This window comes from Streptomyces sp. NPDC058469, from assembly GCF_042721125.1.
Classification (GTDB): domain Bacteria; phylum Actinomycetota; class Actinomycetes; order Streptomycetales; family Streptomycetaceae; genus Streptomyces.
Map to the genome: position 1 here is coordinate 1 of NZ_JBHXME010000059.1, position 14,650 is coordinate 14,650.

A 14,650-nucleotide genomic window follows, 5' to 3' on the forward strand; every position below is an offset into this window, starting at 1 on the left:
CGGGTGCCCTGCGCCGGGTGGAGAGTGGTCGTCGCGGTGCCGCTCGGCGGCCAGGTCGCCGACGTGACCCAAGCCACAGACACCACCGCGGCCGGAGCCGTCGTACGATCCCGCCGATCCCGCGGACGTGCCCACCGGCGCCTACCCCGACGCCCGTATCGGAGTCGCCGGGCTGTCCCTGCGCTATCAGGTCGGCGCCGCGCTGGCGGTCGCGGTCGTGGCGGTGGCCGCCCTCGTCCATCTCGGGATGGTGTTCCTGCACGTCGCGCCGTCGAACACGGTGACGAAGCAGCACGGCAAGGCGATCGACGAGTGGATCTACCCCGAGTTCGAGCAGAACTGGAAGCTCTTCGCGCCGAACCCGTTGCAGCAGAACATCGAGGTCCAGGTGCGCGCCGATGTCCGTACCGCGGACGGCACGACCCGTACGACCGGCTGGTACGACCTGTCGGCCGAGGACGGCGCGGCCATCGACGGCAATCTGCTGCCGAGCCACACCGAGCAGAACGAACTGCGCCGGGCCTGGGACTTCCTCACCGCCACGCACGACAACGCCAATCGTCCGATCGGCCTGCGCGGCACGCTCGCGGAGACGTATCTGCGGCGCATCGTCGTGCTGCGCCTGGGCCGGGACGACGCGGCCGGCGGGCAGGGCGGCGTGATCCAGCGCGTCCAGATCCGCTCCCGGACCACCAACGTGCCCCCGCCCGAGTGGAGTGACGAGCAGGTGTCGACCACCCCCCAGTACCGCCTGCTGCCCTGGTGGCCGGTCCCGGCGGACGAGGCCGCGGGAGGCGTCCGGTGAACGGTTTCGCCCTGTCGGTGTCCCGAGGCATCGCCCGCGTCACCGAATCGGCCCTCGGCCCCTACCAGAGCGCCGTGATCCGCATCGGCTTCGCCGGCACCTGGCTGCTGTTCCTGCTGCGCGAACTGCCCCACCGCCAGGAGCTCTACGGCCCCGACGGACCGTGGAACTGGGACCTCGCCCGGCAACTGATCGCGGACAACGGCGCGTTCACGGCCCTGATGTGGTGGGACGGGCAGTTCTGGTTCGAGACGGTCTACGCGCTGGCCGTGCTGGCGAGCGTTCTGCTGCTGCTGGGCTGGCGCACCCGCACGATGTCCGTGCTGTTCATGGTCGGCGTGCTCTCGCTGCAGAACCGCAGCGTCTTCATGGGCGACGGCGGCGACAACGTCCTGCACCTGATGTCCCTGTACCTGGTGTTCGCCCGCTGCGGCCGGGTCTGGTCCCTCGACGCGCGCCGGGCCCTGCGTACGCGGGAGGCACGCGCGCGTGGGGAGTGGATTTCCGACCGGGTCGGGCCCGTCCTGTGGGTCGTGCTCGGCGCGGCGCTCGTCGCGGTGACCGCGACGGGCCGGTTCGACAGCGACTGGTTCGTGCCCGCGCTCCTGTGGGGCGTCTGGCTGGCGCAGGCCCTGTGGTGGGTGATCGGGCGGTACGCGAAGTCGTACGAGCCCCGGGTGCTGCTCGACATCGTCGCGAACGTGATCCACAACGGCGCGCTGTTCGTGATCGCGAGCGAGGCCTGTCTGATCTACGCGACGGCCGGCTGGTACAAGATCCAGGGTTCGCGCTGGCAGGACGGCACCGCCGTCTACTACCCGCTCCACCTCGACTACTTCTCACCCTGGCCCGCCCTCGCCGACCTGCTGGCCGGCAACGGCACGATGGTCATGCTCGTGACCTACGGGACCGTGATCGTCCAGGTCGCCTTCCCGTTCACGCTCTTCAACCGACGCGTCAAGAACGTCCTGCTGGCCGCGATGATGACCGAGCACGCCGTGATCGCCGTAATCCTGGGGCTGCCGTTCTTCTCCCTGGCGATGATCGCGACGGACGCGGTCTTCCTGCCAACGTCGTTCCTGCGCAGGGTGGGCGACTGGGTGGCACGCGCGCGTGGACGGGTGTTTTCCGCACGCGGCCCAGCGCTGTTCCCCGAAGGGGCCGGCTCCGCCCCGCTACCGGAGGGCGGTTCTACGGTGCCCTCCGCGTCCGGTCCTACGACGCCCTCCGCGTCCTCCGCGTCCGGTTCCACGGCGCGCCCCGAAGGTGCCCCCACGACGCCGCGTCGGCGCCCCGAGGAGTCGCCCGCGGCTCCGGAGGACCCCGGCACCCAGGAGAGCCCCGCGCCCCGGACGACCCCGAGCACACCCACGTAGGCTGCACGGCATGACCGCCCTCGCCCCCGCCACAACCGCCTGGCGCCGGCTCGCCGACACCTCCGTGCTGCTCGACGGCTTCCACGCCCTCAAGCACGCGCTGCGTTTCGGGGCCGAAGTCCCGGTGGCGGTCGCCACGGACCGGCGAGCGGCTCTCGCCCTCGCCGACGAACTGGCCCCGGACGTACGGGACACCCTGGACGCGCTGTTGACCGAGGTCCCGGAGAACACGTACCGCTCCTTCGTGCCGCGCCCGCACCCCACCGGGGTGGCCGCCCTGGCCGTACGCCCCGCGCGCGAGGCCAACCTCCGACAACTCGGGCACACGCCCCGTAGCGCGCCCGTGATCGTCCTCGACAACCCGCGCAACCTGGGCAACGCCGGGGCCGTGATCCGGCTCGCCGCCGGTTTCGGGGTGACCGGTGTGGTCACCACTGGGACGCTCGACCCGTGGCATCCCACGGTCGTACGCGCCGGGGCGGGCCTGCACTACGCGACCGCCGTGGAGCGGCTGACGGTCGACGAGCTGCCGCCCGGACCGGTGTTCGCCCTCGACCCGGAGGGCGACGACATCCGGGGGCTGAAGCTGCCGGACGACGCCGTGCTCGCCTTCGGCTCCGAGCGCAGCGGACTGTCCGCCGAACTACGCGCGCGTACCGACCACTTGGTGGCCCTGCCGATGCGCCCCCAGGTCTCCAGCTACAACCTCGCGACCAGCGTGGCGATGACGCTGTACCACTGGAGCACGTCCACTGCAGCGCCCCTTTAGGGGCGCGGGGAACGGCGCGACAAGCCACAACGAACCGTCAGCCGCACAACAACCGCACCCCCCGAGCTCCTAGGCGTCCCGACGAACCTCAACAACCCGGAACCGATTGGCAACAAACGCCCCATCACACAGCGCCGCATTGGCAGCCGGGTTACCGCCAGAACCGTGGAAGTCGGAGAACGCGGCCGTCTGATTGACGAACACCCCGCCGGTCAGGTTCAGCGACAACTGCGCGGCCTCCTCCAGACAGACCTCCTCGACGGCCCGCTCGACCTCATCGTCGGTCGTGTACGCGCCGACAGTCATCGCACCCTTCTCACGCACCGTGCGCCGCAGCAGCTCCACCGCGTCGGTGGCCGAGTCGACCGCGACGGCAAAGGAGACCGGCCCGAAGCACTCGCTCATGTAGGCGGCCTCGTCGTCCGGCTTGGCCCCGTCCAGCTTCACGATCACCGGGGTGCGGACGACCGCGTCCGGGAAGTCCGGGTTGCTGATCTCCCGTGAGGCGAGGGCGACTTCACCGAGTCCGGCGGCGGCTTCCAGACGGGCCTTCACGTCCGGGTTGACGAGCGCGCCGAGCAGGCCGTTCGCGCGCGCGTCGTCGCCGAGGAGGCCGTCCACGGAGCGCGCGAGGTCGGCGACCACCTCGTCGTAGGACCGGGGCCCCTGGTCGGTGCGGATGCCGTCGCGGGGGATCAGCAGGTTCTGCGGGGTCGTGCACATCTGGCCGCTGTACAGGGACAGCGAGAACGCCAGGTTGGACAGCATCCCCTTGTAGTCGTCGGTCGACTCCACGACGACCGTGTTGACGCCGGCCTTCTCCGTGTAGACCTCCGCCTGGCGGGCGTTGGTCTCCAGCCAGTCGCCGAAGCCCGTCGACCCCGTGTAGTCGATGATCCGGATCTCGGGGCGGGTGGCCAGCGTCTTGGCGATGCCCTCACCGGGACGCTCGGCGGCCAGCGCCACCAGGTTCGGGTCGAAGCCCGCCTCGGTGAGCACCTGGCGCGCGATCTGCACCGTGAGCGCGAGCGGCAGCACCGCGCGCGGGTGGGGCTTCACCAGGACCGCGTTGCCGGTGGCGAGGGAGGCGAACAGGCCCGGATAGCCGTTCCACGTAGGGAAGGTGTTGCAGCCGATGACCAGGGCGGTACCGCGCGGCACCGGTGTGAACCGCTTGTTCATCACCAGGGGGTCGCGCTTGCCCTGGGGCTTGGTCCACTCCGCGGTGTCGGGGGTGCGGACCTGCTCCACGTACGCGTACGCCACCGCCTCCAGGCCGCGGTCCTGCGCGTGCGGGCCGCCCGCCTGGAACGCCATCATGAAGGCCTGGCCGCTGGTGTGCATGACCGCGTGCGCGAACTCGTGCGTCCGGTCGCTGATCCGCTTGAGGATCTCGACACAGACCACGGAACGCGTCTCCGCGCCCGCGTCCCGCCACGCCCGCTGCCCGGCGCGCATGGCCGGCAGCAGGACATCGAGGTCCGCGTGCGGGTACGTCACGCCCAACTCGACGCCGTACGGCGACACTTCGCCGCCCACCCAGTCGTCCGTGCCGGGCTGGCCGAGGTCGAGGCGGGTGCCCAGGAGGGCGTCGAAGGCGGCCTTGCCCGCCGCCGCGTCCAGGCTGCCGTGCTCGCCGTACGCCTTCGGGTGTTCGGGGTGCGGGGACCAGTACGCGCGCGTGCGGATCGCTTCCAGCGCCTGGTCGAGTGTCGGCCGGTGCCGGGCGATCAGCTCGTGCGCGGTCAGTACGGCGGCCATGCGGGACCAACTCCTCGTTTCAAGAACTCGTCTACGAGCTCATGACCTGGGCAGAGACATGGGCGGAAACAGGCAGTCAGAGTTAGAGTAACCGAACGATCGGTCGGGACAAGGGGGTCCGCCGCATCTGTGGAAAACCCCGTGCGGGAGGATCGCGCACATGACAGCACTCGACCTCAGCAGCCCCGTGGCCGTCGTCGGCACCGGCACCATGGGCATGGGCATCGCCCAGGTCGCGCTGACCGCGGGCAACGTCGTACGGCTGTACGACGCCGTCCCGGGGCGGGCCCGGGACGCGACCGCCGCGATCGGCGCCCGGCTCGACCGGCTCGTCGAGAAGGACCGGCTCACCGCCGCCGACCGGGACGCCGCACGCACCCGTCTGCTGCCCGCCGAGGCCCTCGCCGACCTCGCGGACTGCACCCTGGTCGTCGAGGCCGTGCTGGAGCAGCTGGACGTCAAACAGCAGCTGATGCGCGACCTGGAGGACATCGTCGGCGAGGACTGTCTGCTCGCCACCAACACCTCGTCCCTGTCGGTGACAGCCATCGGCGCTGCCCTGCGCAACCCGGGCCGCCTCGTGGGCCTGCACTTCTTCAACCCGGCGCCGCTGCTGCCGCTCGTCGAGGTCGTCTCCGGGTTCGCCACCGACGTCACGTCGGCCACGCGCGCGTACGAGATGTCCCGTGCCTGGGGCAAGACTCCTGTGGCCTGCGCCGACACGCCCGGCTTCATCGTCAACCGCATCGCCCGGCCCTTCTACGCCGAGGCCTTCGCGGTCTACGAGGCGCAGGCCGCCGACCCGGCCACCATCGACGCCGTCCTGCGCGAGTCCGGCGGCTTCAGGATGGGCGCCTTCGAACTGACCGACCTCATCGGGCAGGACGTCAACGAGTCCGTCACCCACTCCGTGTGGCAGTCCTTCTTCCAGGACGTGCGCTTCACGCCCTCGCTCGCGCAGCGCCGCCTGGTCGAGTCCGGCCGCCTCGGCCGCAAGACCGGGCACGGCTGGTACGACCACGGGGACGACGCCGAGCAGCCCGAGCCGCACACCGCGGAACCGGCCCAGGCGCCCGCGTACGTCGTCGTGGAGGGCGACCTGGGCCCCGCCGCCGAGCTGGCCACGCTGATCCGCGAGGCGGGCATCGTCGTACGCGAGGAGGAAGAGGACCACGGCACCCGCATGGTGCTGCCCGGCGGCGGTCAGCTGGCGCTCGCCGACGGGCAGACCTCCGTCGAGTTCCGTGACGTCGTCTACTTCGACCTCGCCCTCGACTACCGCAGGGCCGGCCGCATCGCCCTGTCCGCCTCCCAGGACACCGCGTCCCAGACCCTCACCGAGGCGATCGGCCTCTTCCAGGCGCTCGGCAAGAACGTCAGCGTCGTGGGGGACGCCCCCGGGATGATCGTCGCCCGCACGGTGGCCCGGATCGTCGACCTGGCGCACGACGCCGTCGCCAAGGGCGTCGCCACCGAGGAGGACATCGACACCGCGATGCGCCTGGGTGTCAACTACCCTCTGGGTCCGTTCGAATGGAGCCGCAGGCTCGGCCGCAGCTGGGCCTACGACCTCCTGGACGACCTGCACCTGCGTGACCCGTCGGGACGGTACGCGCCGTCCCTCGCGCTCTACCGCCACGCCTACGCCACCGAGAAGCGGGAGGGCACCCCATGACCACCGCCAAGCGCGACACGTACACCCCGGAGACCCTGCTCTCCGTCGCCGTCCAGGTCTTCATCGAGCGCGGCTACGACGGCACCTCCATGGAGCACCTCGCCAAGGCGGCCGGTATCTCCAAGTCGTCGATCTACCACCACGTCACCGGCAAGGAGGAACTGCTCCGCCGTGCGGTCAGCCGCGCCCTGGACGGCCTCTTCGGGATCCTCGACGAGGAGCACGCACGCGTGGGGCGCGCCGTCGAGCGGCTGGAGTACGTCGTACGGCGGATGGTCGAGGTGCTGACCTCCGAACTGCCGTACGTGACGCTGCTGCTGCGGGTGCGCGGCAACACCGGCACCGAGCGGTGGGCCCTGGAGCGGCGCCGCGACTTCGACCACCGGGTGGCCGAGCTGCTGAAGGCGGCGGCGGCCGACGGCGATCTGCGCGGTGACGTGGAGGTACGGCTCGCGACCCGGCTCGTCTTCGGGATGATCAACTCCATCGTGGAGTGGTACCGGCCCGACGGGCGGGGCATGGGCGAGCGCGAAGTGACCGACGCGGTGGCCCAGTTGGTCTTCTCCGGGCTGCGCGCGCAGAGCCAGGGCTGAGCCGAAGAAGGTCAGCTCTGGGGCTCCAGGTCCTCCTCCTCGAACACCAGCAGCGTGCGCGAGCTGAGCACCTCGGGGATCGCCTGGAGCCGGGTGAGGACCAGCTCGCGCAGCGCCCGGTTGTCCGGCGTGTGCACCAGCAGCAGGACGTCGAAGTCGCCGCCCACCAGCGCGATGTGCGAGGCACCCGGGAGCAGTCTCAGCTGCTCGCGGACCGTGCGCCAGGAGTTCTGCACGATCTTCAGGGTGATGTACGCCGACGTGCCCTGACCCGCGCGTTCGTGGTCGACCCGGGCGCCGAAACCGCGGATGACGCCGTCCTCGATGAGCCGGTTGATCCGCGCGTAGGCGTTGGCACGCGAGACATGCACCCGTTCGGCGACCGACCTTATCGACGCGCGGCCGTCCGCCTGGAGCATCTGCAGGATGTCCTGATCAATGGCGTCCAGCGGACGCGGTGGCGGCAGAGTGTTGCCCGCCTCCGGGCCTTCGGCCATTTGTTCAGGTGCCATGTCCCCCCGCCTCCCTACCATGGACGTACTGCGTTCATTTCAGGCTGTGGAGAACCGTTTGTCCACAGCCTGGAGGTGCCTGTAGCCAAAATGTGCCGACGACCGAACAATCGGTAGGGAGGCGCCGCACGTCCGACGCGCCTCTCCGAGCCACTCCCCTGAGGAGGTGCCGTCATGACGGTCATGGAGCAGCGGGGCGCGTACCGGCCCACACCGCCGCCCGCCTGGCAGCCGCGCACGGACCCCGCGCCGCTGCTGCCCGACGCCGCGCCGTACCGCGTGCTCGGCACCGAGGCGGCCGCGCAGGCCGACCCCGGGCTGCTGCGCCGGCTGTACGCCGAGCTGGTGCGCGGCCGCCGGTACAACGCGCAGGCCACGGCCCTCACCAAGCAGGGCCGGCTCGCCGTGTACCCCTCCACCACCGGCCAGGAGGCCTGCGAGGTCGCCGCCGCGCTGGTCCTCCAGGAGCAGGACTGGCTCTTCCCCAGCTACCGCGACACCCTCGCCGCCGTCGCCCGCGGCCTCGACCCCGTGCAGGCCCTCACCCTGCTGCGGGGCGACTGGCACACCGGCTACGACCCGCGCGAGCACCGCATCGCCCCCCTGTGCACCCCGCTCGCCACCCAGCTCCCGCACGCCGTCGGCCTCGCCCACGCGGCCCGCCTCAAGGGCGACGACGTGGTCGCGCTCGCCATGGTCGGCGACGGCGGCACCAGCGAGGGCGACTTCCACGAGGCGCTGAACTTCGCCGCCGTCTGGCAGGCCCCGGTCGTCTTCCTCGTCCAGAACAACGGCTTCGCGATCTCCGTCCCGCTCGCCAAGCAGACCGCGGCCCCGTCGCTGGCCCACAAGGCCGTCGGCTACGGCATGCCCGGCCGCCTGGTCGACGGCAACGACGCGGTCGCCGTGCACGAGGTGCTCGCCGACGCCGTACGGCACGCGCGCGAGGGCGGCGGTCCCACGCTCGTCGAGGCCATCACCTACCGCATCGAGGCCCACACCAACGCCGACGACGCGACCCGCTACCGCGGCGACACCGAGGTCGAGACCTGGCGCGCGCACGACCCGATCGCCCTTTTGGAGCACGAACTCACCGAGCGCGGGCTCATCGACGAGGACGGCATCCGGGCCGCGCGCGACGCCGCCGAGACCATGGCGGCCGAGCTGCGCGCGCACATGAACCAGGACCCGGTGCTCGACCCCATGGACCTGTTCACCCAGGTGTACGCCGAGCCCACCCCTCAACTGCGCGAGCAGGAAGCCCAGTTGCGGGCGGAGCTGGCGGCGGAACAGGAAGGGACGCACTGATGACCACCGTCGCCCTCAAGCCCGCCACCATGGCGCAGGCCCTCACGCGCGCGTTGCGCGACGCCATGGCCGCCGATCCCACGGTGCACGTCATGGGCGAGGACGTCGGCACCCTCGGCGGTGTCTTCCGGGTCACCGACGGACTCGCCAAGGAGTTCGGCGAGGACCGCTGCACGGACACCCCCCTCGCCGAGGCGGGCATCCTCGGCACGGCCGTCGGCATGGCGATGTACGGCCTGCGCCCGGTCGTGGAGATGCAGTTCGACGCCTTCGCCTACCCGGCGTTCGAGCAACTGATCAGCCACGTCTCCCGCATGCGCAACCGCACCCGCGGCGCCATGCCCCTGCCGATCACCATCCGCGTCCCCTACGGCGGCGGCATCGGCGGCGTCGAGCACCACAGCGACTCCTCCGAGGCGTACTACATGGCGACCCCGGGCCTCCACGTCGTCACCCCCGCGACCGTCGCCGACGCCTACGGCCTGCTGCGCGCCGCCATCGCCTCCGACGACCCGGTCGTCTTCCTGGAGCCCAAGCGCCTGTACTGGTCGAAGGACTCCTGGAACCCCGACGAGCCGTCACCCGTTGAACCGATAGGCCGCGCGGTAGTGCGCCGCCCGGGCCGCAGCGCCACGCTCATCACCTACGGCCCGTCCCTGCCCGTCTGCCTCGAAGCCGCCGAGGCGGCCCGGGCCGAGGGCTGGGACCTCGAAGTCGTCGACCTGCGCTCCCTGGTGCCCTTCGACGACGAGACGGTGTGCGCGTCCGTACGGCGGACCGGCCGCGCGCTCGTCGTGCACGAGTCGGGCGGCTACGGCGGCCCGGGCGGCGAGATCGCCGCCCGAGTCACCGAGCGCTGCTTCCACCACCTGGAGGCGCCGGTGCTGCGCGTCGCCGGGTTCGACATCCCGTATCCGCCGCCGATGCTGGAGCGGCACCATCTGCCAGGCGTCGACCGGATCCTGGACGCCGTGGGCCGGTTGCAGTGGGAGGCCGAGAACTGATGGCACAGGTGCTGGAGTTCAAGCTCCCCGACCTCGGCGAGGGCCTCACCGAGGCGGAGATTGTGCGCTGGCTGGTCCAGGTCGGCGACGTCGTCGCCATCGACCAGCCGGTCGTCGAGGTCGAGACGGCCAAGGCGATGGTCGAGGTCCCCTGCCCGTACGGAGGCGTGGTCACGGCCCGCTTCGGCGAGGAGGGCACGGAACTGCCCGTAGGGTCACCGCTGTTGACGGTCGCGGTGGGGGCACCGGCCTCTGACGTCACAGATGAGACCGGCGCCGAGACCGAGGGTTCGGGGAACGTGCTGGTGGGTTACGGCACGGGGGCGCCTCCGGCGCGGCGGCGGAGAGTACGGCGGATGGCGGCGGATGTCGTGACGTCGGTGGCCGATGCCCCCGCCGCTGAGACCGGCGGTCGCGACGACGGTCCCGTACCCGTGATCTCACCCCTCGTGCGACGCCTCGCGCGGGAGAACGGCCTGGAACTACGGGAGTTGACGGGTTCCGGGCGGGACGGGCTGATCCTCCGGGCGGACGTCGAGCAGGCGCTCCGCGCGGCGGCGACCCAGGAGGCGACCACACAGGAAGCGACCCTCCTCCCCCCGGCCACGCTCCCCACGACCACGACCACGACCGACACCGACGGAGTCACCCGCACCCCCCTCCGCGGCATCCGGGGCGCCGTGGCCGACAAGCTCTCCCGCAGTCGCCGGGAGATCCCCGACGCGACCTGCTGGGTGGACGCCGACGCGACGGAGTTGATGCGTGCCCGCGCGGCCATGAACGCCGCCGGTGGGCCCAAGATCTCCGTGCTCGCCCTCCTCGCCAGGATCTGCACGGCAGCGCTGGCCCGGTTCCCCGAGCTCAACTCCAGCGTGGACATGGAGGCGCGGGAGGTCGTCCGGTTCGACCGGGTCCACCTCGGCTTCGCCGCGCAGACCGAGCGCGGGCTGGTCGTGCCCGTCGTACGGGACGCGCAGACGCGGGACGCGGAGGCGTTGAGCGCCGAGTTCGCCCGGCTGACCGCGGCTGCCCGGGCGGGGACACTCACGCCCGGGGACCTCACCGGCGGAACCTTCACGCTGAACAACTACGGGGTGTTCGGCGTCGACGGTTCCACGCCGATCATCAACCACCCCGAGGCGGCCATGCTCGGCGTCGGCCGTATCGTCCCCAAACCCTGGGTGCACGAGGGCGAGTTGGCGGTGCGGCAGGTCGTCCAGCTCTCGCTCACCTTCGACCACCGGGTGTGCGACGGCGGCACGGCGGGAGGTTTCCTGCGATATGTGGCGGACTGCGTGGAACAGCCGGCGGTGCTGTTGCGCAACCTGTGATCACTGCGGCGCGGACAAGTTCCTTGTGATCAGGGCGGGACGCATACTCGGGGGGTGACCGCGTACGAGCCCCCCGACGCCGTTCGCGACGCCTATGACGCCGTCGTGCTCGCCGGTGGTGCCGCCCGGCGGCTCGGCGGTGCCGACAAGCCGGGCCTGCGGGTCGGCGGCCGGGCGCTGCTCGACCGGGTGCTCGGCGCCTGTGCCGACGCCGGGACCACGGTCGTCGTAGCCGACCCGAGGCCCGTCCCCCGGCCGGTGCGCTGGGCGCGTGAGGACCCGCCCGGCGCGGGCCCGGTCGCCGCGCTCGACGCCGGTCTGCGGCACACCACCGCCGTCGCCGTCGTGGTCCTCTCGGCCGACCTGCCGTTCCTCGAAGTGGCGACCGTACGGCGGCTGTTGACCGCTCTGCGGAGCAGCGGCGCCGAAGGGGTACTGCTCACCGACGCCGACGGGCGCGACCAGCCACTCGTGGCCGCGTACCGCGCGTCGGCCCTCCGCCGGGAGCTGACCGCACTCACCTCAGCTGCATCTGTCGGCGGCTCCGCTGCGGGCGGCGGCCTCACCGGGCTGCCCCTGCGCCGGCTGACCGCCGCGCTCGATCTCACCCGCGTCCCCGACCCCGTCGCGTCCTTCGACTGCGACACCTGGGACGACCTCGCCACCGCCAGGGCACGCATCAGGGAGCATGGGCACGTGTTGGATGAATGGATTTCCGCAGTCAAGGACGAACTGGGCATCGACCTGGACGTCGACACCGGCATCCTGCTCGACCTCGCCCGCGACGCCGCCCACGGGGTGGCCAGGCCCGCCGCACCGCTGACCACCTTCCTGGTCGGCTACGCGGCGGCGCAGGGCAAGGGCGGCCCCGAAGCCGTAGCCGAGGCCGCCCGCAAGGCCGCCGCGCTCGCGCTGCGATGGGCGGACGAGGAGACCCCGGAAGCCCCGTCCGACGCCAAGCCGGACGCCGCATCCGGTGCCGAGCCCGACGCCCCGGCGTCCGCCCCGGGTCCGGACGTCGCCTGATGACCGCGCGCGGTATTCACGCCGGTGAGCACGCCCAGGACACCGAGGACCTCCTCGACGTCGAGGAGGTCCTCGCCCTCGTGAACGAAGGCAGCAGCAACGGCGACCCCGCCGTGCCCCCACCGTCGACCTCCCCCTCACACTCACCGCAGGGCACCCCTCGCAAGCCCGACACCGACCAGCACAAGGCCACCCCCTGGCCCGAGGCCCGCGCGATCGCCGGCCGCGCCGCACGCACCGGTTCCCGCCGTGCCCCCGTCTCCGTGACCCTCGACGCCGCGCTCGGCCTCGTCCTGGCCGCGCCGCTCGTCGCCCTGAGTGACCTGCCCTCGTTCGACACCTCGGCGATGGACGGCTGGGCGGTCGCGGGCCCCGGCCCCTGGGCCGTACGCGAGGACGGGGTGCTCGCCGGGCACGCGCAGCCGGAGCCGCTGAGCGACGGCGAGGCCGTGCGGATCGCGACGGGCGCCCGGGTCCCCGCGGACGCCACCGCCGTCATCCGCAGCGAGCACGGCCGCACCGACGACAAGGGCCGCCTCCACGTGGTCCGGGACGTCGGACACGGCCAGGACATCCGCCCGCGTGGCCAGGAGTGCCGTAGCGGCGACCATCTGCTGCCCGGCGGCACCCTGGTGACCCCGGCGGTGCTCGGTCTCGCCGCGGCCGCCGGGTACGACACGCTCACCGCCGTACCCCGCCCCCGGGTCGAAGTCCTCATCCTGGGCGACGAGTTGCTCACCGAGGGGCTGCCCCGGGACGGGCTCATCCGGGACGCGCTCGGGCCGATGCTGCCGTCTTGGCTGCGCGCGCTCGGCGCCGAGGTCACCGCGGTCCGCCGGCTCGGCGACGACGCGAAGGCGCTGCACAAGGCGATCACCGCCAGCGGAGCCGACCTCATCGTCACCACCGGCGGCACCGCCTCCGGCCCGGTCGACCACGTCCGCCCCACCCTGCGCCGTATCGGCGCCGAACTCCTGGTGGACGGCGTGAAGGTACGCCCGGGCCACCCCATGCTGCTGGCCCGCATCAAGGACGACCAGCACCTCGTCGGCCTGCCCGGCAACCCGCTCGCCGCGATCTCCGGCCTGCTCACCCTCGCCGAACCGCTGCTGCGGACCCTGTCGGCACACCCCGCCCCGGAGCCGTACGCGCTGCCCCTCCAGGACGCGGTGCACGGGCATCCGTACGACACCCGGCTCATCCCCGCCGTCCTGCGCGGCGACTCTGCCGTGCCGCTGCACTACAACGGCCCGGCCATGCTGCGCGGGATCGCGGCGGCCGACGCACTCGCGGTCGTACCGCCCGGTGGTGCGCGGCAGGGGCAGCAGACGGAGCTCATCGATCTGCCCTGGGCGGCCGCCGGGATCGGGGTGTGTTTCACGTGAAACAATCGGGCCATGATGCGATCGCCCGCCAGGCGGACGAGCATCTCGTGACCCATCGGGTGGAACTCCCGAAGAAAGTGGTTGAGCACCCCTTCCAGCAGGTCGCGAAACGGCTGTCCATCGCGCTGTTCCTGCTCGTCGCGACCGCGTTGATCGTCTATGCCGACCACGAGGGCTACAACGACAACTCGGACGGCTCGGTCGACTTCCTCGACGCCTTCTACTACGCCACGGTCACCCTCTCGACCACCGGCTACGGCGACATCACCCCGGTCAGCGACGGCGCCCGGCTCACCAACATCCTCGTCGTCACGCCGCTGCGAGTGCTGTTCCTGATCGTCCTCGTCGGCACCACCCTCGAAGTCCTCACCGAACGCACGCGGGAGGAATGGCGTCTCAACCGCTGGAGGTCCACGTTGCGGGATCACACCGTCGTCATCGGCTTCGGGACGAAGGGGCGGTCGGCGATCCAGACCGTGTGCGCGACGGGGCTGAAGAAGGAACAGGTCGTCGTGGTCGACCCCAGTGGGAAGGCGATCGAGGCGGCGAGCAGCGAGGGATATGTCGGAGTCGTCGGCGACGCCACCCGCAGCGAGGTCCTCAAGCGCGCCGAGGTGCACAAGGCGCGGCAGATCATCATCGCGACACAGCGCGACGACACGGCCGTGCTGGTGACCCTCACGGCGCGGCAGCTCAACCGCGGCGCGAAGATCGTGGCCGCGGTCCGCGAGGAGGAGAACGCGCCGCTGCTCAAGCAGTCCGGCGCCGACGCCGTCATCACCAGCGCCAGCGCGGCCGGCCGCCTGCTCGGCCTCTCCGTGCTCAGCCCCGCCGCCGGCATGGTCATGGAGGACCTCATCCAGCAGGGCAGCGGGCTCGACATGACGGAACGCCCGGTCATAAAGGCCGAGGTGGGCAGGTCGCCGCGCGACACGGACGACCTGGTGGTGAGCGTCGTACGCGGGCACCGGGTGCTCGGCTACGACGATCCGGCCATCGGGACCCTTCAGCTGACGGACCGGCTCATCACGATCGTGCGGGTCTCGCCGGGTTCGCAGGTCGCGCCGGACACCCGGCCGTTGCCGGAGTGACACACCTTCGGCGG

The 14,650-nt window shown here is 71.9% G+C and carries 13 protein-coding genes; 11 read left to right on the top strand and 2 right to left on the bottom strand.

Translation table 11 applies throughout. From position 1 onward, the window contains the following. Nucleotides 1–127: 127 nt before the first annotated feature. From ACFWP5_RS24485 to ACFWP5_RS24495, 3 genes are read left to right on the top strand one after another with little or no spacing between them, the layout of a single operon-like run. Complete coding sequence (locus ACFWP5_RS24485; RefSeq protein WP_384160311.1) at nucleotides 128–805, top strand: DUF5819 family protein; 678 nt, start codon at nucleotides 128–130, stop codon at nucleotides 803–805. Then, nucleotides 802–2,181, top strand: a complete 1,380-nt coding sequence (locus ACFWP5_RS24490) for an HTTM domain-containing protein (RefSeq protein ID WP_384160314.1) — start codon at nucleotides 802–804, stop codon at nucleotides 2,179–2,181. Before ACFWP5_RS24485 ends, ACFWP5_RS24490 begins: the two co-directional genes overlap by 4 nt. 10 nt (nucleotides 2,182–2,191) lie before the next feature. Continuing rightward, on the top strand, nucleotides 2,192–2,950 hold the full coding sequence (locus ACFWP5_RS24495; protein WP_384160317.1) for a TrmH family RNA methyltransferase: 759 nt from the start codon (nucleotides 2,192–2,194) through the stop codon (nucleotides 2,948–2,950). A 69-nt stretch (nucleotides 2,951–3,019) separates the two neighbouring features. Here the strand turns inward: ACFWP5_RS24495 and paaN are convergent, their stop codons facing one another. Beyond that, on the bottom strand, nucleotides 3,020–4,711 hold the full coding sequence (paaN, locus tag ACFWP5_RS24500) for a phenylacetic acid degradation protein PaaN (protein WP_384160320.1): 1,692 nt from the start codon (nucleotides 4,709–4,711) through the stop codon (nucleotides 3,020–3,022). Nucleotides 4,712–4,871: 160 nt separating this feature from the next. Between paaN and ACFWP5_RS24505 the strand changes: the two genes are divergently transcribed. Then, a complete protein-coding gene (locus ACFWP5_RS24505; RefSeq protein WP_384160323.1) occupies nucleotides 4,872–6,386 on the top strand; it encodes a 3-hydroxyacyl-CoA dehydrogenase in 1,515 nt (504 codons plus the stop codon). Further along, complete coding sequence (locus ACFWP5_RS24510; protein ID WP_384160326.1) at nucleotides 6,383–6,979, top strand: TetR/AcrR family transcriptional regulator; 597 nt, start codon at nucleotides 6,383–6,385, stop codon at nucleotides 6,977–6,979. Before ACFWP5_RS24505 ends, ACFWP5_RS24510 begins: the two co-directional genes overlap by 4 nt. Nucleotides 6,980–6,990: 11 nt before the next feature. Here ACFWP5_RS24510 and ACFWP5_RS24515 read toward each other — a convergent pair whose 3' ends face one another. Continuing rightward, nucleotides 6,991–7,491 (bottom strand): Lrp/AsnC family transcriptional regulator, encoded by a 501-nt coding sequence (locus ACFWP5_RS24515; RefSeq protein ID WP_384160329.1) that lies wholly within the window; start codon nucleotides 7,489–7,491, stop codon nucleotides 6,991–6,993. A 174-nt stretch (nucleotides 7,492–7,665) separates the two neighbouring features. Between ACFWP5_RS24515 and pdhA the strand changes: the two genes are divergently transcribed. From pdhA to ACFWP5_RS24545, 6 genes are read left to right on the top strand one after another with little or no spacing between them, the layout of a single operon-like run. Then, nucleotides 7,666–8,799, top strand: a complete 1,134-nt coding sequence (gene pdhA, locus ACFWP5_RS24520; protein WP_384160332.1) for a pyruvate dehydrogenase (acetyl-transferring) E1 component subunit alpha — start codon at nucleotides 7,666–7,668, stop codon at nucleotides 8,797–8,799. Further along, nucleotides 8,799–9,803 carry an alpha-ketoacid dehydrogenase subunit beta gene (locus ACFWP5_RS24525; RefSeq protein ID WP_384160335.1) on the top strand — a complete coding sequence of 335 codons (1,005 nt, stop codon included), beginning with the start codon at nucleotides 8,799–8,801 and terminating at the stop codon, nucleotides 9,801–9,803. Before pdhA ends, ACFWP5_RS24525 begins: the two co-directional genes overlap by 1 nt. Then, nucleotides 9,803–11,134: a dihydrolipoamide acetyltransferase family protein gene (locus ACFWP5_RS24530; RefSeq protein ID WP_384160338.1), complete on the top strand. Its 1,332-nt coding sequence runs from the start codon at nucleotides 9,803–9,805 to the stop codon at nucleotides 11,132–11,134. The genes ACFWP5_RS24525 and ACFWP5_RS24530 overlap by 1 nt, the downstream gene beginning before the upstream one ends. 54 nt (nucleotides 11,135–11,188) lie before the next feature. After that, nucleotides 11,189–12,160 carry an NTP transferase domain-containing protein gene (locus ACFWP5_RS24535; protein ID WP_384160341.1) on the top strand — a complete coding sequence of 324 codons (972 nt, stop codon included), beginning with the start codon at nucleotides 11,189–11,191 and terminating at the stop codon, nucleotides 12,158–12,160. Then, entirely contained in the window at nucleotides 12,160–13,545 is a 1,386-nt protein-coding gene (locus tag ACFWP5_RS24540; RefSeq protein ID WP_384160344.1) for a molybdopterin molybdotransferase MoeA, read from the top strand. The genes ACFWP5_RS24535 and ACFWP5_RS24540 overlap by 1 nt, the downstream gene beginning before the upstream one ends. After that, entirely contained in the window at nucleotides 13,542–14,636 is a 1,095-nt protein-coding gene (locus ACFWP5_RS24545) for a potassium channel family protein (protein WP_384160347.1), read from the top strand. The genes ACFWP5_RS24540 and ACFWP5_RS24545 overlap by 4 nt, the downstream gene beginning before the upstream one ends. Nucleotides 14,637–14,650: the final 14 nt, after the last annotated feature.

Coding starts and splice junctions, on each gene's coding strand:
- pdhA (WP_384160332.1), top strand. CDS start 7,666: ATGACGGTCATGGAGCAGCGGGGCGCGTACCGGCCCACACCGCCGCCC.
- ACFWP5_RS24540 (WP_384160344.1), top strand. CDS start 12,160: ATGACCGCGCGCGGTATTCACGCCGGTGAGCACGCCCAGGACACCGAG.
- ACFWP5_RS24525 (WP_384160335.1), top strand. CDS start 8,799: ATGACCACCGTCGCCCTCAAGCCCGCCACCATGGCGCAGGCCCTCACG.
- ACFWP5_RS24505 (WP_384160323.1), top strand. CDS start 4,872: ATGACAGCACTCGACCTCAGCAGCCCCGTGGCCGTCGTCGGCACCGGC.
- ACFWP5_RS24515 (WP_384160329.1), bottom strand. CDS start 7,491: ATGGCACCTGAACAAATGGCCGAAGGCCCGGAGGCGGGCAACACTCTG.
- ACFWP5_RS24530 (WP_384160338.1), top strand. CDS start 9,803: ATGGCACAGGTGCTGGAGTTCAAGCTCCCCGACCTCGGCGAGGGCCTC.
- ACFWP5_RS24510 (WP_384160326.1), top strand. CDS start 6,383: ATGACCACCGCCAAGCGCGACACGTACACCCCGGAGACCCTGCTCTCC.
- paaN (WP_384160320.1), bottom strand. CDS start 4,711: ATGGCCGCCGTACTGACCGCGCACGAGCTGATCGCCCGGCACCGGCCG.
- ACFWP5_RS24495 (WP_384160317.1), top strand. CDS start 2,192: ATGACCGCCCTCGCCCCCGCCACAACCGCCTGGCGCCGGCTCGCCGAC.